Below are 23,659 nucleotides of genomic sequence, written 5' to 3'. Positions count from 1 at the left end.
TCGTCCCTCAGACCGGCTTCTTGCCGAAAACGCGGATGTATTCGGCGACGCCGCCCTTGGCGAGTGCCTTGGCCTGCTTGACCCAGTCGTCGCGGTCGATGCGGCCGTGGAAGGAAAGATAGCCGTCCACCCACTCGCGCTCCGCCTTCTTCCACGATGCGACCTGCGCGAAGGTGAAGATGCCCAGCGTATGCAGGATCCCCTCGATCTTCGGGCCGACGCCGGAGATCAGCTTGAGATCGTCAACCGCGGCCGGCCTGTCGATACCGGCCGGACGGTTCTTGTCGTCCAGCGACGGTTTCGCCGGCTTGGCCGCTGGCGCCTTGGCTTCCGGCGCCTTGAAGGCTGCGGCCGGCTCGGCCTTGGCCTTCGGCCCGTTGCGCTGCTTGGCAACCTGCTCGACTTCGGGCGCTGCCTTGTTGGCGTTGGCGGCCGAATGCAGCGGCGCCGAAACGCTCGCCGCCTTCTCCGCCGCAGGCGCCACCTTGGTCGCCGAAGGCGTCTTCAAGGCCGGGCTGGTTTCGGGCGCGTCGGTCTTCGGCTTGCTGGCATTGGACGGCGCGACGGGCGCGGCAGCGGGTGCCGGAACGGGCTCGGCAATGATCGCGTCGGGTGCCGCCTTGGCGGCCTTTGCGGCCTCCCTCGCCTCCCTGTCACGGGTCGACTTGAGGATCGCCTTTTCGCTCTTCAGCGTTGTCAGACCAGAAGCCGGCTCCGAGCCGGTGCGGCCATTCTGCGGCCCGGGCGCCACCGAAGCGCCCTTGCCCGCATCGTAAAGATCGATGATTTCGGCCAGCCGTTCCGGTGTCAGATCCTCGAACGTGTCCTTGAAGATCATCACCATCGGTGCGTTGACGCAGGCGCCGAGGCACTCGACCTCTTCCCACGACAAGGTGCCCTGGTCGTTGGTATGGAACTGGTCGTGATGGATCCGGGAGCGGCAGACATCCATCAGCGCTTCCGAGCCGCGCAGCATGCAGGGCGTGGTGCCGCAGACCTGGATATGAGCACGCGTGCCGACCGGATTGAGCTGGTACTGCGTGTAGAAGGTCGCGACCTCGAGCCCGCGGATGCGGGGCATGCCGAGCATGTCCGAGATCGTCTCGATCGCCGCCTTGGTGACCCAGCCTTCCTGCTCCTGCGCTATCATCAGCAGGGGAATGATCGCCGACTGCTCACGGCCCTTCGGGTACTTCTTGATCCATTGCTTCGCAGCTGCGGTGTTCGCCTTGTTGAAGGCGAAGGACGCTGGCTGGACGCTGGCTTCTGCGAGACGGCGGACTGACATTTAGCGATCGACCTCACCAAACACGATGTCGAGGGAGCCGAGAACGGCGGTGACGTCGGCCAGCATGTGGCCGCGGCAGAGGAAATCCATGGCCTGCAAATGCGCGAAGCCGGGCGCGCGCAGCTTGCAGCGATAAGGCTTGTTGGAGCCGTCGGAGACCAGATAGACGCCGAACTCGCCCTTCGGCGCCTCGACGGCCGCGTAGACTTCGCCGGCCGGAACGCGATAGCCCTCGGTGTAGAGCTTGAAGTGGTGGATCAGCGCTTCCATCGAGCGCTTCATTGCCGCGCGCTTGGGCGGCACGACCTTGCCGTCGAGATTCGACACCGGTCCGGTGCTTTCCTTGCCGAGCAAGAGATCGACGCACTGGCGCATGATACGGGCCGACTGGCGCATTTCTTCCATGCGCACGAGATAACGGTCGTAGCAGTCGCCGTTCTTGCCGATCGGAATGTCGAAGTCCATTTCCGAATAGCATTCGTAGGGCTGCGACTTGCGCAGGTCCCATGCCGCGCCCGAACCACGCACCATGACGCCCGAAAAGCCCCAGGCCCAGGCATCGGCCAGCGAAACAATGCCGATATCGACATTGCGCTGCTTGAAGATGCGGTTGCCGGTCAGCAACTTGTCGAGATCATCGATCGACTTCAGGAACGGGTCGATCCACTTGCCGATGTCCTCGACCAGCTGACGCGGCAGGTCCTGGTGGACGCCGCCGGGGCGGAAATAGGCGGCATGCATGCGCGAGCCGGAGGCGCGCTCATAGAACACCATCAGCTTTTCGCGCTCGACGAAACCCCACAGCGGCGGCGTCAGCGCGCCGACGTCCATGGCCTGCGTCGTCACATTGAGGATGTGCGACATGATGCGGCCGATTTCGCAATAGAGCACGCGGATCAGCTGGCCGCGCTTCGGCACCTCGATGCCGAGCAGGCGCTCGGCGGCAAGAGCGAAGGCATGTTCCTGGTTCATCGGCGCGCAATAATCGAGCCGGTCGAGATAGGGCACAGCCTGCAGATAGGTCTTGGCCTCGATCAGCTTCTCCGTGCCGCGATGCAAGAGCCCGATATGCGGATCGACGCGATCGACGACTTCGCCGTCCAGCTCGAGAACCAACCTCAAAACACCATGCGCCGCAGGGTGTTGAGGTCCAAAATTGATGTTGAAATTGCGGACGGAGGTCTCAGCCATTGTGGCGCCTCTGGCGAAGAGTCAGTAGTGAGTAGTGAGTAGTGATCATCAATCTCAATGCCTGCTTCATTCCGCCTGCTTGGCCTGCACCGTTCGGATAAGAGATCTCATCATTTTTCCAATCTCTTCGCATCGCAGCAGCAGCTCAGTCTCATTGTCTTTTCGCAGCAAGCCAACCCGGCATGCCAGCAGTGTGCGTTTCCAGTTCCTTCAACGAGCCTTGCGCCACGCGCAAAAATTGAATGAACGACCCTCTGTTTTCCCGACCGTATCCCTCTGCGATGTTCGCCGCGATCGAAACTGCTGATCGGCGCATCTGAGAGGTCATGCCGTAAATCTCATCCCTCGGAAACTCTTTGGTGAAGCGGTAACAATCTTCGGCGAGCGTCATCGCCGATTGCCACACCTTCAAGTCGCGATAAGATTCGATCCGTTGCTCCAATTCTTTCCCTACTGACTACTCACTACTTCCCTACTCACTGTTTCGCTTTTTCGTCCCCGGGCAGCACGTAATCCGTGCCTTCCCAAGGGGAAAGAAAATCGAAATTGCGGAATTCCTGCTTCAATTCCACAGGCTCGTAGATGACCCGCTTGGCTTCGTCGTCGTAACGCACCTCGACAAAGCCGGTCAGCGGGAAATCCTTGCGCAGCGGATGGCCTTCGAAACCGTAGTCGGTCAACAGGCGGCGCAAATCGGGATGGCCCGAGAACAGCACGCCATAGAGATCGTAGGTCTCGCGCTCGAACCAGTCGGCGCCGGGATAGACGCCGGTGATCGACGGCACCATCGTCTCCTCGTCGGCCTGCACCTTGACGCGGATGCGCACATTCTGCTTCGGCGACAACAGGTGGTAGACGACGTCGAAGCGCTTGGCCCGCGACGGATAATCGGCCCCACAGACATCGATGATCGAGATGAACTGGCAGCGCGCATCGTCGCGCAGGAAGGTCACCACTTCGATGAGGTCGCGCGGCTCGACATGGATGGTGAGCTCGCCATAGGCGAGCACCGCGTCGTTGACGCGACCGATCAGCTTTTCGCCGAGATAGGTCGACAGTTCGCTCAGGGATGCGGCCATGGATTTACCGTTCGATCGTGCCGGTGCGGCGGATTTTCTTCTGCAGGAGAAGAATGCCGTAGAGCAAAGCTTCGGCGCTCGGCGGGCAGCCGGGCACATAGATGTCGACAGGCACGACGCGGTCGCAGCCGCGCACCACCGAATAGGAATAGTGGTAGTAGCCGCCGCCATTGGCGCAGGAGCCCATCGAGATGACGTAGCGAGGCTCCGGCATCTGGTCGTAGACCTTGCGCAGCGCCGGCGCCATCTTGTTGGTCAGCGTGCCGGCGACGATCATGATGTCGGACTGGCGCGGAGACGCGCGCGGCGCGACACCGAACCGCTCCGAGTCGTAGCGCGGCATCGAGGTGTGGATCATCTCGACCGCGCAGCACGCCAGACCAAAGGTCATGAACATCAGCGAGCCCGAGCGCGCCCAGGTGATCAGCGCCTCGGTCGAGGTGACCAGAAAGCCCTTGTCGGCAAGCTCATTGTTGATCTCGAGGAAGAAGGGATCGTCCTCCCCCACCGGCCTGCCGGTGTTGGGATCGATAATGCCCTTCGGCTTCGGCGCGACGAGGGTGCCTGAACTGTCGTTCAATCCCATTCCAGCGCTCCTTTTTTCCATTCATAGGCAAAGCCGATGGTCAGCACTGCCAAAAACACCATCATCGACCAGAAACCGAGCATGCCGATCTTCGAGAAGGACACGGCCCAGGGGAACAGGAAGGCCACTTCCAGGTCGAAGATGATGAACAGGATCGACACCAGGTAGAAACGGATGTCGAATTTCATGCGGGCATCGTCGAACGAATTGAAACCGCACTCGTAGGCGGAAAGCTTTTCGGGATCGGGATTGCGGTAGGCCACCAGGAACGGGGCGGCCAGCAGCGCCAGGCCGACGACCAGTGCCACGCCTATGAACAGGACGATAGGCAGGTACGAACTGAGAAGTGCGTTCATGCAGCGGCTTTCCGTTGGCGCCAATCCACTTTGATTACAGCACCGGACCTTAATGCGGAAGCGTGACAGTTTAACCGCTGAACCGTTTTAAGGGGCCTATGCTGCAACGCGGCGAGGGTTAGCGCAGCACTTCCAGCGAAGCAAGTCAAACCTTGTTCAAAACGCCGACCTGGACGGCATATCCGGAGAAACTGGTCCGATCCGCTCCTGTTTGATTTCCTTCGCTTTTTACTCCACTTTTCTCTCCTGACATGGTTGCCGCCAAAACCCTGCTAGCATGGGTTGGAATCACCACGCAGGTTCCGCAAAAGTGGACCCCGGTTTTGCGACAAGAACTTGCCCAGACAAAGACCCGACCCACAGCCGAAGCCCCTCAGAGTGATGCCTGCATGAAGGAAAAAATCTCGCTTGCCGCCGCCCGCCGCATTGCACTCGCCGCTCAAGGGTTTCTCGATCCGCGCCCAAATGGCACACCTGACCGCCGCCATTTCGCCCGTGTGCTCTCCCGCACCGGCCTGCTGCAGATCGATTCCGTCAGTGCGGTGGTGCGTGCTCATTATATGCCGCTCTATTCGCGCCTGGGCCCCTACCCGCTCACGCTGCTCGACAATGCCGCCGTGACGCGCAAGCGCACTGTCTTCGAATACTGGGCGCACGAGGCCTCGTTCCTGCCGGTCGAGACCTACCCGCTGATGCGCTGGCGCATGCAGCGAGCCGAGCAAGGCGATGAAATGTATCTGGGACTGGCCAAATGGGGCCGCGAACACGCCGCCTATATAGAAGACATCTACCGCGCGGTCGTCGAGCGCGGCCCGATCGCGGCTTCGGCGCTCGAAGGCCAGAAAGGCTCCGGGGGCTGGTGGGGCTGGAGCCATGCCAAGCACGCCTTCGAATGGCTGTTCTGGGCCGGGCGCATCACCACGGCGCACCGCCGCGGCTTCGAGCGCTTCTACGATCTGCCGGAGCGCGTGCTGCCGCAGGCGATCCTCGACCTGCCGGTGCCCCCGGCCGAGGATGCACACCGCGAATTGCTGCGCATCTCGGCCCGCGCCCATGGCGTGGCGACATCGGGCGACCTGCGCGACTATTTCCGGCTGTCGCCGGCCGACATGAAGGGTCGGCTGGAGGAACTGGTCGAGTCGGGCGAATTGCTGCCGGTACGCGTCGAAGGCTGGGACAAGCCGGCCTACCTTCACAAGGACGCGCGCCTGCCCCGGAAAATCGAGGCGCGTGCTTTGCTGGCGCCCTTCGATCCAGTCGTCTTCGAGCGCTCGCGCTCGGAGCGGCTGTTCGATTTCCACTACCGGATCGAAATCTACACACCGGCTGAAAAGCGCCAATACGGCTATTACGTCCTCCCCTTCCTGCTCGGCGACCGGATCGTCGCGCGCGTCGACCTCAAGGCGGACCGGCCGGCGAGCGTCCTGCGCGTCCATGCCGCCTACCCCGAGACCGGCGCGCCGCCTGAAACCGCCGCTCAGCTCTTCGAGGAATTGAAGCAGATGCAGGGCTGGCTTGGCCTTGAACGCATGGACGTGACTCCGGCAGGCGATCTGGGTCCGGCGCTGGCCGACATCGCCGTGTCGTAGCCGTGCGTTGACACCGCTGCCTGCAAAAGCCTAAATCCCGTCCAGACGGTCCCTTGCCCGCAACGGCAGGGGCTAAGAGGGAATGCGGTGCGGGATTTCGATCTCAAATCCGCGGCTGTCCCCGCAACTGTAAGCGAAGAGCCAAGGCCGAAAGCCACTGGGAGTTTCCCGGGAAGGCGGCACCCAAGGCGATGACCCGCGAGCCAGGAGACCTGCCGTCTGCGACAAGAGAATCCGATCGCCCGGCGGGTTTCCGGGCAAGGAGCCCGGCTTTTTGGACCAGAACAGCAGTTTTTCGGCTGGCACAGCGGACAATTCGTCCGCCGACAGCGAAGCCTTGGCCGGCGTCACGGTCATCGTCTGCGCCTCCTGTCGCGACGAGACCGGTTCCGACGCCCATCCCCGCGCCGGAGAACTGTTGGCTGAGGACACGCGCCGCGCCGCAGCCGATGACAACATCCGCGTCCGCACGGTGGAATGTCTCGGCAACTGCAAGCGCCGGCTGAGCGCCGCGATCCTGCGCGATGGCTGCTGGAGCTATGTGTTCGGCGACCTGACCGTGGCCAGCGGCGCCGACCTCGTCACCGGCGCCAAACTCTTCGCCACCTCGACCGACGGCCTCATCCCGTGGCGCGGCCGCCCCGATTCCCTCAAGCGCGGCCTTGTTGCCCGCATCCCTCCCCTCGACATGCTGAAGGACTGATCATGAGCGCTTCCGTATCCCGCGTCCCCTGCACCGTCGTCACCGGCTTCCTCGGCGCCGGCAAGACGACGCTGGTCCGCCATCTCCTGGAAAACGCCGGCGGCAAGCGTATCGCCATCATCGTCAACGAGTTCGGCGACATCGGCATTGACGGCGAGATTTTGAAGGGCTGCGGCATCGACACCTGCCCGGAGGAAAATATCGTCGAACTGGCCAATGGCTGCATCTGCTGCACCGTGGCCGACGATTTCGTGCCGGCGCTCGACCAGATCCTGTCGTTGACGCCGAAGGTCGACCACATCCTGATCGAAACCTCGGGCCTGGCCCTGCCCAAGCCGCTGGTCCAGGCTTTTCAGTGGCCGACGGTGAAGAGCCGTGTCACGGTCGATGGCGTCATCGCCGTGGTCGATGGTCCCGCACTTGCCGAAGGCCGCGTCGCCAACGATATGGACGCCCTGCAGGCGCAGCGCGCCGGGGATGAGAGCCTTGACCATGACGACCCGGTCGAGGAAGTGTTCGAGGACCAGATCGCCTGCGCGGACCTGATCATCCTGTCGAAGAGCGATCTGATGGACGCCGCCGGCTCGGCCCGCGCCAATGCCATCGTCAACGAACATTCGGCCCGCGCCGTGAAGATCGTGCCGACCTCGCATGGCAAGGTCGATCCCTCGGTGCTGCTCGGCCTCGGTCTCGCCGTCGAGGACGATATCGAGAACCGCAAATCCCATCATGACGGCGCGTTCGACCATGAGCATGACGACTTCGACACCTTCATCGTCGACATCCCCTCGATCGCCAATCCGGACGAGCTGGCAAAGCGCGTCGCCACCGCCGCCGAACAGGAAAACGTGCTGCGCGTGAAAGGCTTCGTCGAGGTCGGTGGCAAGCCGATGCGGCTCCTGCTGCAGGCCGTCGGCCCGCGCGTCAATCATTACTATGACCGCGCCTGGACGGCCGAGGACGACCGCCGCTCGCGCCTCGTCGTCATCGGCCTCAAGGGGCTGAACCGCCCGGCAATCGAGGCTATACTCGCCGGCTGATTTTCAGACACGGACCGCGATGCATATCCTCACCACGACCTCCGCCTCGCTCGACGATCTCGCCGAGCCGGTCGATCTGCGGCAGACGCCGGCGGATATCGTGGCCCTGTCCTTCACCGACAGCGACCTTGCCGGCCTGGCCGCGGCCTGGAAGGCGGATGCCGGCCGCCTGCCCTCGATGCGGCTGGCGGCACTGCGCGACCTGCGCCATCCCATGTCCGTCGACCTCTGGATCGACAGCGTCGCCCGCCACGCCAAGATCATCCTGGTGCGCATCCTCGGCGGCTATGACTGGTGGCGCTATGGCTGCGACCAGCTTGCCTCGATTGCCCGCGAACGCGGCATTAAACTCGCGCTGCTCCCCGGCGAAAGCCATGACGAGGACCTCAGGCTGATCGAAGCCTCGACGCTGCCGCGCCAGGAATTGGACGCGCTGCTCGGCTATTTTCGCGAGGGCGGCCCGGCCAATATGAGCGCGCTGGTGCAGAGGCTGGCGCGGCTGGCGGGGTCGCAGGCAGACATTGTTGAGCCAGTCGCGGTCCCGAAGGCTGGCTACTACGAGCCGAACCGCGGCGTCGTCCCCCTCCCCCTCGAGGGGTGGGTCCGGCCGCAGGCCGGGGGTGGGGTCCTCTCCGAAACGCGCCGACTCAAAGAAACGCCACATCTGGTGGTCCCGACCCCAGCCGGCCCTGCGGGCCACCCTCCCCTCGAGGGGGAAGGAAAGGTGGTGCCGATCCTCTTCTATCGCTCAATGCTTCTCGCCGCCGATGTCGCGCCGATTGATGCCCTTTTTGAAGCACTGCGCCAACGCGGCATGCTCCCGGTCCCCATCTTCGTCTCCAGCCTGAAAGAGCCGGCGTCACTCGCCTTTGTGGAAACCGCGTTCGCCGCGCTGAAACCCGCCGCCATCATCACCGCGACCGCCTTCGCCTCCGGTGCCGAACCCGGCGTCGAAACCCTGTTCGACCGTGCCGGCGTGCCCGTCTTCCAGGTCATCGTCGCCACCACACGCCGCGACGTCTGGAAAAACAACCAGCGCGGCCTGGCGCCCGCCGACCTCGCCATGCATGTCGTGCTGCCAGAACTGGACGGCCGCATCCTCGCCGGCGCCATTTCCTTCAAGGGCGAAAGCGATGTCGATCCGGCACTTGGCCATCGCGCCTTCGCCAACCGGCCGGAGCCGGATCGCGTAGTGCAGGTGGCGGACCGCGTGGTGGCCTTCATCAAGCTGCAGGAGACACCACGCGCCGAGCGCAAGCTTGTCATCCTGATCCCGGACTATCCAAGCGCACCGGGCCGAACCGGCTATGCCGTCGGCCTCGATGTACCGTCGAGCGTGCTGGCGATGCTGCATGACCTGAAGGAGCAGGGTTATGTGGTTGAGGGGATTCCGCAAACGCCGCGTACGCTGCTGGATTTGTTGGATGCGGGCGGTCAGGGGTTGGGGCTGGAGGACTATTTCGGCTTCTCCAAGGAGTTGCCGGTTGAGGCAATGACTGCCGTTGAAGCGGCCTGGGGAAAAGCGGAATACGAGACAGGCAAAAAACACTTCCCCTTCCGCGCCGCGACCTTCGGCAACATCACCGTAGCCCTCGCCCCCGACCGTGGCCGCTCCGCCGACCGCCGCGCCGACTACCACGATCCAACGCTCCCCCCCCGTCACGCCCTGATCGCGTTTGGCCTGTGGCTTCGCAAATCCCTCGGCGTCCACGCGCTCATCCATGTCGGTGCGCACGGCACGCTGGAATGGTTGCCGGGCAAGACGGTTGCACTCTCGCAAAGCTGCTTTCCCGAGATCGTCACCGGTCCCTTGCCTGTCATCTATCCCTTCATCGTCTCCAACCCAGGCGAAGCGGCGCAGGCCAAGCGGCGCATCGCCGCCGTCACGCTTGGCCATCTGCCGCCGCCGCTGACCGGCGCGGGACTGGACGAAGACCAGCACAAGCTCGAACGCCTGGTTGACGAATATGCCCAGGCGGACGGCCTCGACCGTCGCCGCCGCGACCGCCTGGCAAAACTGATCGTCGACACGGCGCAAAAAACCGGCCTTGCCTCGGAAGCCGGTGTCGCCAGGACCGACGCGCCCGACGAGGCGCTACGCCGCATCGACACCTGGCTCTGCGACCTCAAGGACTTCGCCATCAAGGACGGGTTGCATATCTACGGCCGCGCGCCCGACGATGAGTCCGACGCCATGCGCCGCCAAAGTGCCGAGGCTGAAAGGTCGGCGCTGCTCGCCGCGCTCGATGGCCGTCACGTCAAGGCCGGGCCGGCCGGCGCGCCCGCGCGCGGACGTTCCGACGTGCTGCCCACCGGCCGCAACCTGTTCACGTCGGATCCACGCACGATGCCGACACCGACCGCTTATGATCTGGGCAAGGCGGCGGCGGAAGAGGTCGTGCGCGGCTACCTCCAGTCACATGGCGACTGGCCGCGCTCTCTGGTGATAGACCTCTGGGGCTCGGCCTCGCTGCGCACCGGCGGCGAGGAAATCGCGCAAGGCCTGGCACTGATGGGCTGCCGGCCGCAATGGGATGCCGCCACCGGCCGCATCACCGGCATCGAAGTGCTGCCTCCGGCAACGCTCGGCCGCCCGCGCGTCGATGTCACCTGGCGCATATCGGGCCTGTTCCGCGACATGTTCCCGACCCAGATCGCGCTGATCGATGCCGCCGCCAATGCCGTCGCCGCGCGCGACGAAGAGGATTCGGAAAACCCGCTCGCGGCCCGGACCCGAGCCGACGGCAAGATCAGCCCGCGCATCTTCGGTACCTCGCCCGGCACTTATGGCGCCGGCGTCGAGAATCTCCTCTCGAGCGGCGACTGGGCGGCGCGCGAAGAAATCGGCCGCGCCTATCTCGACGCCACCTCGCATGCCTATGGCGGTGCCGGCGGCGAAGGCATCTCGGCGCCCGGCGCGTTCGAAACCCGCATCGCCGAAGCCGATCTTCTGGTCCACACCGGCGACGACCCCGGCCGCGACATTCTCGAAGGCTCCGCCGACGTCGCCTTCATCGGCGGCTTTTCGGCAGCACTTGCAGCACTTGGCCGGAATGCCGACGTCATCGTCCTCGACACGACGGACCCGCAAAAGCCGAAGCCGCGTTCGGTCGGCGCGGCCGTCTCGCGCGTGGTACGCGCCCGCGCCGTCAACGCGCGTTTCATTGCCGGACAGATGCGGCACGGCCCGCGCGGCGCCTCCGAATTCGCCGAGACTGTCGACCGGCTGGTCGGCTTCGCCGAGACCACCCATGCCATTTCGGGCGCGCTGATCGAGGCCGTACACGACGCCTATGTCGGCGACGAGGAAGTTCGGGCCTTCATCCTGCGCGAAAACCCGGCCGCCGCGAAAATCATCGCCGAGCGTTTTCTCTCGGCGCGACGGCGCGGCCTCTGGCATCCCCTGCGCAATTCCATCGACGACGATCTCGCCGCGCTGATTGCCGAAGCCGAGGCGCTGGGAGTGGCGGCATGAACGCCTTCTCGCGCCGGGGCGCCTGTCCGGCCCTGTCGGCACCGATGCAGACCGGCGATGGGCTGTTGGTGCGGCTTAATCCTGTCGCAGGAGGACTATCACCGAAGCTTTTGATCGGGCTGGCCGAATCCGCCCTGCGGCATGGCAACGGCATCATGGAAGTGACAGCGCGCGGCAGCTTGCAGATACGTGGGCTGACAGCGGAGAGCGCCGCGCTGCTGGCGGCGGAGGTCGATGCGCTGGGCATTGCGGTGCGGACCGGCGTGCCGGTGGAAACAGGACCGCTGGCGGGTATCGACCCTCAAGAGGTAGCCGATCCCAGGCCTTTGGCTGAGCGGATCAGGATGGCAATTGAAGAGGCAGGGCTGACGACGAGGCTGGGGCCGAAGGTTTCGGTGATTGTCGATGGCGGCGGACAACTGGCGATGGATGCGGTGACAGCCGATATCAGGCTGAAGGCCGTGCGAGCCGACAACGACATCTTTTGGAGTGTATCGGTTGCCGGAGACGGCCTAAACGCGAAAGCATTGGCAAAGGTCGACGCGGATGCCGCGAGAGACATAGCCGTCGCGGCACTCAGGATGGTCGCCGAAAAGGGCCGTGAGGCACATGCGAGGGATTTGTCGGAGCGGCAGTTGGTGTCTCTCGCAGGCTGGCATTCTACGGCGCCCCCCTCTGTCCTGCCGGACATCTCCCCCACTAGGGGGGAGATTGCTCATTCACGCTCGCCTTCGCCAATTTCTACGGCTGAAAAGGGAAGGCCAGCGCTGGAACTGCCAATCTCCCCCCTAGTGGGGGAGATGTCCGGCAGGACAGAGGGGGGCGCCTCGCGCAGACCTATCGGCCTTTTCCCTTTGGCCGGTGACACTCTCGCCCTCGGCATCGCTCTTCCCTACGGCAGCATGCCTGCTGACAAAATCATCGCCCTCGCGAAAATCGCTCTCGGCACCACCGAAATCCGTCTCGCACCGGGCCGCGCCCTGTTCTTCGTTGGCCAGCCAGACGCTGCTTGCACAAGCCTACAGCAAACAGCCGCCGCCCTCGGCTTCGCCACCTCCCCCACCGATCCGCGCACCCGCATCGCCGCCTGCCCCGGCACGCCGGCCTGCGCCTCCGGCCGCATCGCCACGCGTGACATCGCCGAGACGATCGCCACCGAAAATGCGGATATTCTCGACTTCACGCTGCACATTTCCGGCTGCGCCAAGGGCTGTGCGCATCCCGGCCCGGCGGCGCTCTCAATCGTCGGCGGCGAAAATGGAGCCGGACTTGTCGTGAACGCGACGGCAAAGGCTCTTCCTGCCGGCTACAGGCCGGGCTATGACGCCGCGCGCGGCTTCAGTCGCGTCGCGGCGATGATCCGCAGCGCACGATTTCAGGGCGAGACCGCCGCTGCTTGCCTGACAAGGCTCGGGCCGGCGGCAATCGCCGAGACTTACCGACAGGCCCAAACTAAAAAACGGAAATGAGCATGGCCGCCTACGACTACATCCACGACGGCACGGCGATCTACGAGCGCTCCTTCGCCATCATTCGCGCCGAGGCCAACCTCTCGCGCTTTTCCGAAGCCGAGGCCGATGTCGCCATCCGCATGATCCATGCCTGCGGCCAGGTCGAAGCATCAAGCCATTTCGTTTTCTCGCCTGACTTCGTCACCGCTGCGCGCAAGGCGCTTGCCGCCGGCGCGCCGATCTTCTGCGATGCCGAAATGGTCTCGCATGGTGTCACCCGCGCCCGGCTGCCGGCCGGCAACGAGGTGATCTGTACGCTGCGCGACCCGCGCACGCACGACATCGCCAAAGAGATCGGCAACACCCGCTCGGCCGCTGCCATCGACCTGTGGGGCGAGCGCATGGCCGGTTCGGTGGTCGCCATCGGCAATGCGCCTACCGCACTGTTCTATCTCCTGGAAAAATTGCGCGACGGCGCGCCGAAGCCGGCGGCCATCATCGGCATGCCGGTCGGCTTCGTCGGTGCCGCCGAATCCAAGGATGCGTTGGCCGAGAATTCTTATGGCGTGCCCTATGCCATCGTGCGCGGCCGGCTTGGCGGCAGCGCCATGACCGCCGCCGCGCTCAATTCATTGGCGAGGCCCGGCCTGTGAACGCGTTTGCCAAAGGAAGGCTTGTCGGCGTCGGCACCGGTCCCGGCGATCCAGAACTGTTGACGCTGAAAGCCGCGCGCGCGCTGGCCGAGGCCGATGTCGTCGCCTATTTCGCCAAGCGCGGCAACAACAGCAATGCGCGCGCCATCGTCGAGGCGCGCTTCCGGCCGGACATGCTGGAACTGCCGTTGCTCTATCCCGTAACCACCGAGATCGACAAGGATCACGACGATTACCGCTCGCAGATCACCGGTTTCTACGAGGAGTCGGCCGAAAAGGTCGCCGAACACCTCGAAGCCGGCAGGATGGTTGCCGTGTTGTCCGAGGGCGACCCGCTGTTCTACGGCTCCTATATGCACCTGCATGTCCGCCTCGCCCATCGCTTCCCGACCGAGGTCATTCCAGGCGTCACCGCAATGTCCGGCTGTTGGTCGCAGACCGGTGTGCCGATCGTCCAGGGCGACGACGTGCTGACGGTTTTGCCCGGCACGATGAGCGAGTTTGAGCTGACGCGTCGGCTGGCCGACACCGATGCCGCCGTCATCATGAAGGTCGGCCGCAACCTGCCCAAGATCAGGCGGGCGCTCGAAGCCACCGGCAAGCTGACGCGCGCCGTCTATGTCGAGCGCGGCACCATGGCCGGCAGCGTTTCGATGAAGCTCGCCGACAAGCAGGACGACAAGGCCCCCTATTTCGCCATCGTGCTGGTCGCTGGCTGGTCCGGCCGGCCGGGTGCATTGGGAGCACAGGCATGAGCGGCCGCCTCACCGTCATCGGCCTCGGGCCCGGCAATGCCGATCAGGTCACGCCGCAAGCAAGCCGCGCCGTCGCTGAAGCGAAGTTCTTTTACGGCTACAAACCTTATCTCGACCGGCTGGACCTGCGCCCGGATCAGATCCGTGTCGCCTCCGACAACCGCGAGGAACTCGCCCGCTCCAAGGACGCCTTGATCAAGGCCGCCGAAGGCCACGACGTCGCCGTGGTTTCCGGCGGCGATCCCGGCGTCTTTGCCATGGCGGCCGCGGTTTGCGAGGCGATCGAGGCCGGCCCGGCTGAATGGCGGGCTGTCGACGTTGCCGTGGTGCCCGGCGTCACCGCCATGCTGGCGGTCGCCGCCCGCATCGGCGCACCGCTCGGCCATGATTTCTGCGCCATCTCGCTGTCCGACAATCTGAAGCCGTGGGACCTGATCGAACTGCGCCTGCTTGCTGCCGCCGGCGCAGGTTTCGTCATCGCGCTCTACAACCCCATCAGCAAGGCGCGCCCCTGGCAGCTTGGCCGCGCCTTCGAATGCCTGACCGCGATCCTGCCCGGCACCACGCCGGTCATTTTCGGCCGCGCCGCCGGCCGTCCGGACGAGCGCATCGAGGTTTATCTGCTGGCCGACGTCGACGCGCAAAAGGCAGACATGGCGACCTGCATCATCATCGGGTCGCCGGAAACCCGGATCATCAAGCGCGCAGACAAGCCGGCGCTGGTCTACACGCCGCGTTCGGCATCAGGTTCGGCAAAATGATCGGCCCCGAATTGGTTGACAATCGCGGCCAGCGCTTCGACGGTTTCAGCCGAAGGCACCTCCGGCAACATTGGCCTGCGGATCATGATCACCTCGACACCAAGCGCCTGCGCGGCGGCAATCTTGCCGTAGGTGGCGGCGCCGCCGCTGTTCTTGGACACCACGACATCGATGCTGTGTCTCTCCAGCAGCGCGCGCTCGTCAGCTTCGCGGAACGGGCCGCGCGCCAGCAGGTAATCAGCGTCGGGCACGGCGAGCTTCGGCTCGACCGGATCGACGCTGCGGATGAGGTAATGGTGCTGGGGGGCGGTTTCGAAGGCCGCGACCTCTTGCCGGCCAAGCGCCAGGAAGGCGCGGCGCGGTGCCGGTCCAAGCGCTCGCACGGCATCGGTGACGCTATCGACCTCAGTCCAGCGGTCGCCTTCGATGGGCTCCCAGCCCGGACGGCGCAGAGCCAGGATCTGTACGCCGGTCGCTCGCGCCGCTTGCGCGGCATTGGCGGAGATTCGCGCCGCATAGGGATGCGTGGCGTCGATCAGCAGGTCGGTGCTTGTCTCCTTGAGATAGGCGGCCAGACCCTCGGCGCCGCCAAAGCCGCCGCTGCGCACCGGCACGCCTTGCGCGGCCGGGCTTTCGGTGCGACCAGCCAGCGACAGCGTGACCGAAGCGCGTACCGCCAGCTTTCCGGCCAGTTGCCGGGCTTCCGTGGTGCCGCCGAGGATCAGGATACGGTGGGTCATCATGCCTGCTGAAAGTCCGCGCGGAGCCGCCTATACGTCGAAATGGCTGACGGTGATCGGCATCGGCGAGGACGGTTTAGCGGGTCTCGGCGACGAGGCCAAGCAGCGGATCGCCGACGCGGAGTTCATCTTCGGCGGCAAGCGTCATCTGGCGCTGGTCGCGTCCTTCGCTAAGGGCGAGCCGCGCCCCTGGCCGATGCCCTTCGATGCCGGGATGGCTGACGTGCTGGCGCTGGTGGGCAGCAAAGTCTGCGTGCTCGCCTCCGGTGATCCCTTTTTCCACGGGGTCGGCGCCACGCTCGCCCGCAAGGTCGAGCCCCGGGAGATGCATGTCATCCCCGCGCCGTCGGCCGTCTCGCTGGCCGCCGCCCGCCTTGGCTGGGCACTGCAGGACATCGAGACCGTCTCGCTGCATGGCCGGCCGCTTGACCTGATCCGGCCGCTGCTGCAGCCCAATGCACGCATCCTGGCACTGACATCGGATGGCCACGCGCCGGCGGCAATTGCCCGCCTGCTTACAGAACTCGATTTCGGCGCATCGCGGCTGACGGTCCTGGAGGCTTTGGGCGGTGCGAACGAGAAACAGCGCATGGCACGCGCCGACGCCTTCGACCTCGAAAACATCAATCCGCTCAACGTGCTGGCCATCGAAATTGATTCGAATCCGCAAGGCCGTGTGCTGCCTCTCACGGTTGGCCTTGCCGATCATCTGTTCGACCATGACGGCCAGATCACCAAGCGCGAAATCCGCGCTGTCACCTTGTCGACGCTGGCGCCAAGGCGGGGCGAGTTGCTGTGGGACATCGGCGCCGGCTCCGGCTCGATCGGCATCGAGTGGATGCTCGCCCACCCCTTGATGCGCGCCATCGCCATCGAGGCCGACCCGGGCCGCGCCGCTCGCATCCACCGCAACGCCGCCGCCTGCGGCGTTCCCGGCCTTGTGGTGGTGGAAGGCAACGCGCCAAAGGCGCTTGCCGGGCTGGAGACGCCGGACGCGATATTCATCGGCGGCGGCGGCAGCGACACCGGTGTCTTGAACACTGCCATCAAGGCGCTGCGCACAGGTGGCCGTCTCGTCGCCAATGCGGTGACGCTGGAGATGGAAACGCTGCTTCTCGCCCAGCACCTGAAACTGGGCGGCGATCTTACCCGGATAGATATTTCGCGCGCCTCGCCGGTCGGTTCGATGCAGGCATGGCGGCCGGCCATGCCGGTCACGCAATGGAATTGGGTGAAGCCATGATGGTCGCGGGCATCGGCAGCCGCAAAGGCGTTGGCGTCGAAGACGTGCTTGCCGCGATTGAAACCGCGCTTGAAGCGCATGGGCTGGCAATGACGGCGCTTTCGGCATTGGCGACCGCAGCGTTCAAGAAGGATGAAGACGCGATCGCCGCCGCCGGCCGCACGCTGAACCTCCCGGTTGTCATCGCCGATGACGCGGCGCTTCAAGCCGCATCGCCAGGCACGCTCAGCCATTCCAGCCTCTCGCGGGAACTGGCCGGCACGCCCTCGGTTTCCGAAGCGGCAGCCCTCGCCGTTGCCGGGGCCGGTGCAAAACTGCTTGGCCCTCGCACCGTGCTTGGCCCGGTCACCTGCGCCATCGCCATCAGCGGAGACGCGCCATGACCGTCCATTTCATCGGTGCCGGTCCAGGTGCCGCCGATCTCATAACGCTGCGCGGCGCCAGGCTCCTGGCAAGCTGTCCGGTCTGCCTGCACGCCGGCTCCATCGTCGCACCCGAATTGCTGCAGCATTGCGCGCCCGGGACCAAACTGATCGACACCGCGCCGATGTCGCTTGACGAGATAGAGGCCGCCTATGTCGAGGCCCACAAGGCTGGCCATGATATAGCGCGGCTGCATTCCGGCGATCTGTCGGTTTGGAGTGCGGTCGCCGAGCAGATCCGCCGGCTGGAAAAACACGCCATCCCTTACACGCTGACGCCGGGCGTTCCTTCCTTCGCCGCGGCCGCCGCGGCGCTGCGCCGCGAGTTGACCATTCCCGAAATGGCGCAAAGCCTGGTGCTCACCCGCATCTCCGGTCGCGCCTCGAAAATGCCACCCGGCGAAACGCTGGCCGGCTTCGGCAGCACCGGCGCCACGCTGGCCATCCATCTTGCCATCCACGCCATCGACCGTGTCGTCGCCGAACTGACGCCGCATTATGGCGGCGATTGTCCGGTGGCGATCGTCTTCCGCGCCTCGTGGCCGGATGAGCGCGTGCTGACGGGAACGCTGGAAACGATCGAGGCACAGCTTGCCGCCGATCCGATGGAGCGCACGGCGATCATCTTCGTCGGCCGCTCGCTGGCGGCGGAAGGCTTTGGCGAGAGTTCATTGTACGACGCCCACTATCAGCGGCGTTTTCGCGGACGGGACGGATTGTGAGCGGCAGCACCAAGAACACAGGCGAAAACGCCACGCTCGAACAGGCGCTCGCCCGGCTGAACTTCAAGCCACGCCCGCTGGAGCCGGGCCATGTCTGGCTGGCCGGCGCCGGCCCCGGCGACCCCGGTTGCCTGACCCTGGAAGTGCTGGCGGCCTTGGCCGAGGCGGATGCGCTGGTCTATGACGCGCTGGTCTCACCCGATGTCGTGGCGGTAGCATCGGCTGCCGAACTGTTCTACGCCGGCAAACGCGGCGGCCAACCGTCGATGAAGCAGGACGACATCACCGCTCTTCTGGTGCGGCTGGCGCGCGAAGGCCGCCGCGTCGTCAGATTGAAAGGCGGCGATCCCTATATTTTCGGCCGTGGCGGCGAAGAGGCACTGGCGCTCGCGCGCGAAGCCATCCCCTTCCGGGTTTTGCCCGGCCTGACATCCGGCCTCAGCGCGCTGGCCGCGACCGGCATCCCGGCCACCATGCGCGGCATCAACAAGGCGGTGATCCTGGCGACCGGCCACGCCGCCGGCACCGACGATGACATCGACTGGGCGGCGATCGCCCGCACCGGCCAGCCGGTTGTCGTCTATATGGGCATGGCGAACCTGCCGCTGATCGCTGCAGCGCTGCTCGACGGCGGGCTGGCGCCATCGACGCCGGCGGCGGTGATCGTCGCCGCGACGACGCCGCAGGAACGGACCGTCGTCGCCACGCTCGCCACCATCGCCGAGGAAGCGGCCGCCGCCGGCCTTGCCTCGCCGGCACTGATCGTCGTCGGCGGCATCGTCGCCATGCGGGCGGCATTGGCAGGCAAGGCATGACGGCCCGCGCGATCATCATCGGCGCGCCGCGCTCCGGCTCGGGCAAGACCAGCGTCACCATCGGCATCCTGCGCGCGCTCACCCGGCGCGGGCTGAAGGTGCGGGGCGCCAAATCCGGCCCCGACTATATCGATCCCGGCTTCCACACGGCCGCCACCGGCCTGTCCGGCGTCAATCTCGACAGCTGGGCAATGCCCCCATCGCTGCTCAACGCGCTCGCCGCACAGGCGGCCGACGACACCGATTTCGTCATCCTCGAAAGCGCCATGGGCCTGTTCGACGGCATTCCGGCCGCGCCAGGCCGCACCGGTTCGGCGGCCGATCTCGCCCGGCTCTACGGCCTGCCTGTGCTGCTGGTGCTCGACGTGTCCGGCCAATCGACCACCGCGGCGGCCGTCGCCAAGGGTTTTGCCACTTACGATCCTGATGTGCGCATGGCTGGCGTCGTGCTCAACCGATTGGGCAGCGAGCGCCACCGCCGGCTGTCCGGCGACGCCATCGAGGCAATCGGCCTGCCTGTCGTCGGCACCATCTTACGCGACCCCACCCTGAACCTGCCCGAGCGGCACCTCGGCCTCGTTCAGGCCGGCGAATATGATGACCTGATGGCGCATCTCGACCGCCTTGCCGACATGGCGGAGAAGTCGCTCGACCTCGACGCGGTCATGGCGCTGGCAACGCCCCTCACCCCGGCGGAAGGCGGCTTCGACGAGGCGCTGCAGCCGCCCGGCCAGCGGATAGCCTTGGCGGAAGATGCAGCCTTCACCTTCCTCTACCCGCATGTCGCCAGCTATTGGCGCAAGGCGGGCGCGGAAATCGTTCCGTTCTCGCCACTCGCCGACGAAGCGCCCGATGAGGATTGTGACGTCTGCTGGCTGCCCGGCGGCTATCCCGAGCTTCACGCCGGCCGGCTCGCGGCGTCAGAGACCTTCAAGACCGGAATGGCGCGCTTCGCCGCGACCAAGCCCGTGCATGGCGAGTGCGGCGGCTTCATGGTGCTAGGCCAGGCGCTGGAGGATGCCTCGGGCGAAACGCACGCAATGCTTGGCCTGCTTGGCCATTCCACCAGTTTTGCAAAGCGGAAGATGAATCTTGGCTACCGCGAGGCGCGGCTGCGCGCCGATTGCCCGCTGGGCGTGCAGGGCGCGCTGATCCGGGGTCATGAATTCCACTATGCGCAGATGACGGCAACCGGCAATGACGAGCCGCTGGCTGACCTCGCCGATGGTCAGGGCAATCCGATCGGCGCCTCCGGCTATCGGCGCGGCCATGTCAGCGGCACCTTCTTCCATGCGATAGCGAGGGGCGGCGCATGAAGCTCCCGAATTTGACCCTTTCGCCTCGGCAAATCCTCGACGACATGGCGCTCTGCCTGGTGTTCTTCACCCGCCTGCCTCTACCCATCCTCGACTTTCGCGGCCGCAGCCTTGCCGCCGCCATCTGGGCCGCGCCGGTCGCCGGCCTCGTCGTCGGCCTGATCGGCGCCATCGTCTTTGCCACGGCGGAACGGTTTGGCCTTGCCATGGGCCCGGCGGCGGCCCTTGCCCTGGTTTCAACCGTGATCACCACCGGTTGCCTGCACGAGGACGGACTGTCCGACGTCGCCGACGGCTTTGGCGGCGGCAAATCGCGCGGCCGCAAGCTGGAGATCATGCGCGACAGCCGCATCGGGGCCTATGGCGCGGCGGCCCTGACCCTGTCGCTGCTGATCCGCTGGAACGTGCTTTCGGAATTCGTCGACCCCACGCAGGCCCTCTTCGCTCTCGTTGCTGCCCACGCCGCCTCACGCGGCGTGCTTGGCGCCTTCATGCACCTGTTGCCGCCGGCACGGTCCGATGGCCTGTCGGCCGGTGCCGGTACGGTCTCGCAGGAAATCGCCATCGTCGGCGCCGTGCTTGGCGCGATCCCTCTCCTGCTGCTTGGGCTCGGCGGCGCCATCGCCGCGCTCATCCTGCTCGGCCTGCTGTTTGCCGCCTTCCATGCCCTTTGCCTCAACCAGATCGGTGGCCAGACTGGCGACACGATCGGCGCCTTGCAGCAGGTGAGCGAAATATCAGTGCTTCTCGTCGCCTCCGTCGCGCTTTCCTGATTCCCCTTGACCTGATTCTCTTCCGGAGACCTTGCCCCCATGCCCTTCAAATCCCTCGATGAATTGCGCGCCGCCTGCCTCGACCTGCCCGCCGGCAGCGATACCGCCGCAAAGGCCGTTGCCCGCCGCCAGGATACGCTGACCAAGCCGCAAGGCAGCCTCGGCCGGCTGGAAACCATCGCCGCATGGCTGGCGCGCTGGCAGGGCCGCGACATGCCAAAACTCGACCGCGTGAAAGTGTTCGTGTTCGCCGGCAATCACGGTGTAACCGCGCAGGGCGTGTCGGCCTTTCCTTCCGAGGTCACCGTGCAGATGGTGGCGAACTTCGCCGGCGGCGGGGCCGCCATCAACCAGCTCGCCCGCATCGCCGGCACCGAGCTCGATGTCATCCCGCTCGACCTCGACCATCCTACGGGCGACTTCACGCAAGTGCCGGCAATGGACGAGGAAGCCTTCCTCGCCGCCGTGTCGGCCGGCTACGACGCGGTGACGAAAGATCTCGACCTGATCTGCTTCGGCGAGATGGGCATCGGCAACACCACGCCGGCTGCCGCCATTTCAGCGGCCCTCTTCGGCGGGGGCGCGGAAAAATGGACCGGGCGCGGCACCGGCGTCGACGATGCCGGACTGAAGCGCAAGGTTGTCGCCATCGAAGCCGGCCTGAAGCGTCATGCCGCCGCCCTTGCCGACCCGTTGGGGGTTGCCGCGGCACTCGGTGGCCGAGAACTCGCCGCCATCTTCGGCGCCACGCTCGCCGCCCGTCATCTCGGCATTCCCGTGCTGCTCGACGGCTTCGTCTGCACCGCCGCCGCCGCCCCGCTGGCAAGGCTGCACCCGACAGGGCTGGCCCACACAATCGCGGCCCATGTCTCGGCCGAATCGGGCCATCGCGGCCTGCTCGAAGCGCTCGGCCTGCCGCCGCTGCTCGATCTCGGCATGCGGCTCGGTGAGGGTTCGGGTGCCTGCCTCGCCGTCAACATCGTGCGCTCGGCACTGGAGTGTCATGCGAGAATGGCGAGCTTTGCCGAGGCTGGGGTCTCGGAGAAGTAGCTTCGGACTTCTACGGTTGGGTCCGTGAAGCCGCTCCCGTCACAGGCAGGAGTGGCATCTTCCTGCTACGGCGATCCTCGAATAGATATGGCGGATGAAAAAACTCCATCCCGCCGCCGCTGTGTCTATTGCCGTTGTGCTTGCCATTGTGCTTCGGCGCGATGGATACTCCAGCCACAGCCCGATCGACACCGCGATTTTCGTTGTTTTCCTGGTTTTCTTCTGGTGGCTCATCACCGATTTCTCGGGCGGGAAGGCGGAACTGACGCTGGCGAAGCTGAAAGCGCAGAAAAGAACATTGCTTTTCGGTTCGGCCGATTTCTAAGCCGCATTTTTGCACGCCGTTAGATCATCTGAGCACGAAATGGCGTTGCTGGTTGAAAAGCCGCAGCACTTGGCCCGAGACGCGCCACACGCGTCTCGCTTTTCAGGGTCTTTCCACCAAGTCTTCTAGGAATTTGGTGGGTGCGCACAGGATTGAACTGTGGACCCGCTGATTAAGAGTCAGCTGCTCTACCAACTGAGCTACGCACCCACTCGGCCGGCAAAAACCGGCGTTGGCGGGCATATAGCCGCCACCATCGGTCATGTCTAGCCCTGCCGGAATCATTTCCCGACAAATCGCTGAAGTGACGCAGATGGTCACACGAAAAGCTTGCCTTCCGCCACCTTGACCGCGTTGCCGCCAATGCGCGCCGAGGCCAGTTTTCCGCCTTCGACATTGAGCTCCAGGCGGATGCGAGACGGCCGGCCCATCTCCAGCCCCTGCTCGATCCACAGCTGTGAAATGCCATCCGTCGGGCCGTCGAAATGCATGATGGCGCCGGCGAAGGCGGCCGCCGCCGAACCCGTCGCCGGATCCTCATAGGAAGGCGTGCCGGGCACGATCATGCGGACATGAAAGGCGCTTTCGTGGTTCACCGTCTCGCGGCAATAGACATAGGGGCTGGCGAAGGCCCATTCGCTCTTGCGCGGCGCCAGTTCCGACCAGGCCTGATTGTCCAGCCGGATGCGGCCCGCCGCCTCGAGATTGGCGACTGGAATGGTCACATAGGGTACGCCCGCCGACCAGAACGAGACACGGTGATTCTCGAAGCCGATCTCGTGCGGCGCCAGGCCAAGGGCCGCCCCGATCGCTTCCGGATCGGCCTCGAGCTTCAGCGGTTCCGGCAGTTTTGCCAGATCGAACTCGGCGAAGGTGTTGCCATCGTGCGTGCTGACGGCGCAGCGCACCGGGCCGATGTTCTCTTCCAGCACGAAGATGCCGGCCCCGCCCTCACCCGCCAGTTCGGCCAGCGCGATTGCCGATCCCACCGTCGGATGGCCGGCGAACGGCATTTCATAGTCGGGCGTGAAGATGCGGATCCGGTTTTTGTGCTTGGGATTGTCGGGCGGCAACACAAAGACCGATTCGGACAGGTTGAATTCGCGCGCGATGGCCTGCATCGCCGCCGTGTCCAGACCTTTGCAATCCAACACCACGGCCAGCGGGTTTCCGGCCAGTCGCTCGGTCGTAAACACATCGTAAAGCAAGTAATTCCGGGTTTGCATTCCTGCCTCAATCCCAACATGGGCGAAATTTAATTTGATATTTGAACCGGTAAGCCTGATCTGTGCACAGATAGGGACATACGCATCATAGGGGTCCGAC

General features: G+C 65.2%; 23 protein-coding genes, 1 tRNA gene, 1 pseudogene and 1 riboswitch. Of the genes and pseudogenes, 16 read left to right on the top strand and 9 right to left on the bottom strand.

Features of this window, described 5'->3' with window-relative positions; all coding sequences use genetic code 11:
* Nucleotides 1-7 precede the first annotated feature (7 nt).
* The 6 genes and pseudogenes from FJ977_RS30665 to FJ977_RS30640 all read right to left on the bottom strand — a co-directional run bounded on the left by FJ977_RS30665 (nt 8) and on the right by FJ977_RS30640 (nt 4,500).
* Nucleotides 8-1,288 (bottom strand): NADH-quinone oxidoreductase subunit E, encoded by a 1,281-nt coding sequence (locus tag FJ977_RS30665; RefSeq protein ID WP_140775923.1) that lies wholly within the window; start codon nt 1,286-1,288, stop codon nt 8-10.
* Nucleotides 1,289-2,479, bottom strand: coding sequence for an NADH-quinone oxidoreductase subunit D (locus FJ977_RS30660; protein ID WP_140775922.1), 1,191 nt, complete (start codon nt 2,477-2,479; stop codon nt 1,289-1,291).
* A 66-nt stretch (nt 2,480-2,545) separates the two neighbouring features.
* Nucleotides 2,546-2,870: pseudogene (locus tag FJ977_RS30655) on the bottom strand (four helix bundle protein).
* Nucleotides 2,871-2,955: 85 nt separating this feature from the next.
* On the bottom strand, nt 2,956-3,558 hold the full coding sequence (locus FJ977_RS30650) for an NADH-quinone oxidoreductase subunit C (protein ID WP_140775921.1): 603 nt from the start codon (nt 3,556-3,558) through the stop codon (nt 2,956-2,958).
* A 4-nt stretch (nt 3,559-3,562) separates the two neighbouring features.
* Nucleotides 3,563-4,144 carry an NADH-quinone oxidoreductase subunit B gene (locus tag FJ977_RS30645; RefSeq protein WP_015317338.1) on the bottom strand — a complete coding sequence of 194 codons (582 nt, stop codon included), beginning with the start codon at nt 4,142-4,144 and terminating at the stop codon, nt 3,563-3,565.
* Nucleotides 4,135-4,500: an NADH-quinone oxidoreductase subunit A gene (locus tag FJ977_RS30640; protein WP_010910112.1), complete on the bottom strand. Its 366-nt coding sequence runs from the start codon at nt 4,498-4,500 to the stop codon at nt 4,135-4,137. The genes FJ977_RS30645 and FJ977_RS30640 overlap by 10 nt, the downstream gene beginning before the upstream one ends.
* A 389-nt stretch (nt 4,501-4,889) precedes the next feature.
* Here FJ977_RS30640 and FJ977_RS30635 point away from each other — a divergent pair, with 389 nt between their 5' ends.
* From FJ977_RS30635 to FJ977_RS30600, 8 genes are all read left to right on the top strand, one after another.
* Nucleotides 4,890-6,089: a winged helix-turn-helix domain-containing protein gene (locus FJ977_RS30635; protein WP_140775920.1), complete on the top strand. Its 1,200-nt coding sequence runs from the start codon at nt 4,890-4,892 to the stop codon at nt 6,087-6,089.
* Nucleotides 6,090-6,118: 29 nt separating this feature from the next.
* Nucleotides 6,119-6,324, top strand: a riboswitch (cobalamin riboswitch).
* A 39-nt stretch (nt 6,325-6,363) separates the two neighbouring features.
* Complete coding sequence (locus FJ977_RS30630; protein WP_140775919.1) at nt 6,364-6,792, top strand: DUF1636 family protein; 429 nt, start codon at nt 6,364-6,366, stop codon at nt 6,790-6,792.
* Between the two features lie 2 nt (nt 6,793-6,794).
* The gene (gene cobW, locus FJ977_RS30625) at nt 6,795-7,832 is read left to right on the top strand and encodes a cobalamin biosynthesis protein CobW (RefSeq protein WP_140775918.1); all 1,038 of its coding nucleotides are present in this window, start codon (nt 6,795-6,797) and stop codon (nt 7,830-7,832) included.
* Nucleotides 7,833-7,851: 19 nt separating this feature from the next.
* On the top strand, nt 7,852-11,307 hold the full coding sequence (gene cobN / locus FJ977_RS30620) for a cobaltochelatase subunit CobN (protein WP_140775917.1): 3,456 nt from the start codon (nt 7,852-7,854) through the stop codon (nt 11,305-11,307).
* Nucleotides 11,304-12,776 (top strand): precorrin-3B synthase, encoded by a 1,473-nt coding sequence (gene cobG, locus FJ977_RS30615; RefSeq protein WP_140775916.1) that lies wholly within the window; start codon nt 11,304-11,306, stop codon nt 12,774-12,776. The genes cobN and cobG overlap by 4 nt, the downstream gene beginning before the upstream one ends.
* Nucleotides 12,777-12,778: 2 nt before the next feature.
* On the top strand, nt 12,779-13,411 hold the full coding sequence (locus FJ977_RS30610; RefSeq protein ID WP_140775915.1) for a precorrin-8X methylmutase: 633 nt from the start codon (nt 12,779-12,781) through the stop codon (nt 13,409-13,411).
* Nucleotides 13,408-14,166, top strand: coding sequence for a precorrin-2 C(20)-methyltransferase (locus FJ977_RS30605; RefSeq protein WP_140775914.1), 759 nt, complete (start codon nt 13,408-13,410; stop codon nt 14,164-14,166). The genes FJ977_RS30610 and FJ977_RS30605 overlap by 4 nt, the downstream gene beginning before the upstream one ends.
* Complete coding sequence (locus FJ977_RS30600; RefSeq protein ID WP_140775913.1) at nt 14,163-14,927, top strand: precorrin-3B C(17)-methyltransferase; 765 nt, start codon at nt 14,163-14,165, stop codon at nt 14,925-14,927. Before FJ977_RS30605 ends, FJ977_RS30600 begins: the two co-directional genes overlap by 4 nt.
* Here FJ977_RS30600 and FJ977_RS30595 read toward each other — a convergent pair.
* Entirely contained in the window at nt 14,891-15,667 is a 777-nt protein-coding gene (locus tag FJ977_RS30595; protein ID WP_140775912.1) for a cobalt-precorrin-6A reductase, read from the bottom strand. The two genes, FJ977_RS30600 and FJ977_RS30595, sit on opposite strands and share 37 nt — an antisense overlap.
* A 1-nt stretch (nt 15,668) precedes the next feature.
* Between FJ977_RS30595 and cbiE the strand changes: the two genes are divergently transcribed.
* The 8 genes from cbiE (at nt 15,669) to FJ977_RS30555 (ending at nt 22,333) form a co-directional block, all read left to right on the top strand.
* Nucleotides 15,669-16,910: a precorrin-6y C5,15-methyltransferase (decarboxylating) subunit CbiE gene (gene cbiE, locus FJ977_RS30590; protein WP_140775911.1), complete on the top strand. Its 1,242-nt coding sequence runs from the start codon at nt 15,669-15,671 to the stop codon at nt 16,908-16,910.
* On the top strand, nt 16,907-17,293 hold the full coding sequence (locus tag FJ977_RS30585; protein ID WP_140775910.1) for a cobalamin biosynthesis protein: 387 nt from the start codon (nt 16,907-16,909) through the stop codon (nt 17,291-17,293). Before cbiE ends, FJ977_RS30585 begins: the two co-directional genes overlap by 4 nt.
* Nucleotides 17,290-18,054 carry a precorrin-4 C(11)-methyltransferase gene (gene cobM, locus FJ977_RS30580; RefSeq protein ID WP_140775909.1) on the top strand — a complete coding sequence of 255 codons (765 nt, stop codon included), beginning with the start codon at nt 17,290-17,292 and terminating at the stop codon, nt 18,052-18,054. The genes FJ977_RS30585 and cobM overlap by 4 nt, the downstream gene beginning before the upstream one ends.
* Nucleotides 18,051-18,869 (top strand): uroporphyrinogen-III C-methyltransferase, encoded by an 819-nt coding sequence (gene cobA, locus FJ977_RS30575; protein WP_140775908.1) that lies wholly within the window; start codon nt 18,051-18,053, stop codon nt 18,867-18,869. The genes cobM and cobA overlap by 4 nt, the downstream gene beginning before the upstream one ends.
* Nucleotides 18,866-20,185 carry a cobyrinate a,c-diamide synthase gene (locus tag FJ977_RS30570; RefSeq protein WP_140775907.1) on the top strand — a complete coding sequence of 440 codons (1,320 nt, stop codon included), beginning with the start codon at nt 18,866-18,868 and terminating at the stop codon, nt 20,183-20,185. Before cobA ends, FJ977_RS30570 begins: the two co-directional genes overlap by 4 nt.
* A complete protein-coding gene (cobS, locus tag FJ977_RS30565) occupies nt 20,182-20,958 on the top strand; it encodes an adenosylcobinamide-GDP ribazoletransferase (RefSeq protein WP_140775906.1) in 777 nt (258 codons plus the stop codon). Before FJ977_RS30570 ends, cobS begins: the two co-directional genes overlap by 4 nt.
* Before the next feature lie 39 nt (nt 20,959-20,997).
* Complete coding sequence (gene cobT, locus FJ977_RS30560; RefSeq protein WP_140775905.1) at nt 20,998-22,008, top strand: nicotinate-nucleotide--dimethylbenzimidazole phosphoribosyltransferase; 1,011 nt, start codon at nt 20,998-21,000, stop codon at nt 22,006-22,008.
* Nucleotides 22,009-22,102: 94 nt separating this feature from the next.
* A complete protein-coding gene (locus FJ977_RS30555) occupies nt 22,103-22,333 on the top strand; it encodes a hypothetical protein (protein WP_140775904.1) in 231 nt (76 codons plus the stop codon).
* A gap of 134 nt (nt 22,334-22,467) precedes the next feature.
* On the opposite strand, the gene FJ977_RS30550 is transcribed toward FJ977_RS30555, so the two are convergent.
* Both FJ977_RS30550 and FJ977_RS30545 read right to left on the bottom strand, forming a co-directional pair.
* Nucleotides 22,468-22,543, bottom strand: a tRNA-Lys gene (locus tag FJ977_RS30550).
* Nucleotides 22,544-22,650: 107 nt separating this feature from the next.
* A complete protein-coding gene (locus FJ977_RS30545) occupies nt 22,651-23,559 on the bottom strand; it encodes a PhzF family phenazine biosynthesis protein (protein ID WP_140775903.1) in 909 nt (302 codons plus the stop codon).
* Nucleotides 23,560-23,659 lie beyond the last annotated feature (100 nt).

Source organism: Mesorhizobium sp. B2-1-3A, assembly GCF_006442655.1.
Lineage (GTDB): Bacteria > Pseudomonadota > Alphaproteobacteria > Rhizobiales > Rhizobiaceae > Mesorhizobium.
The sequence above is the reverse complement of the archived record's forward strand: the minus strand, read 5'-3'. Positions and strand labels throughout refer to the sequence as shown.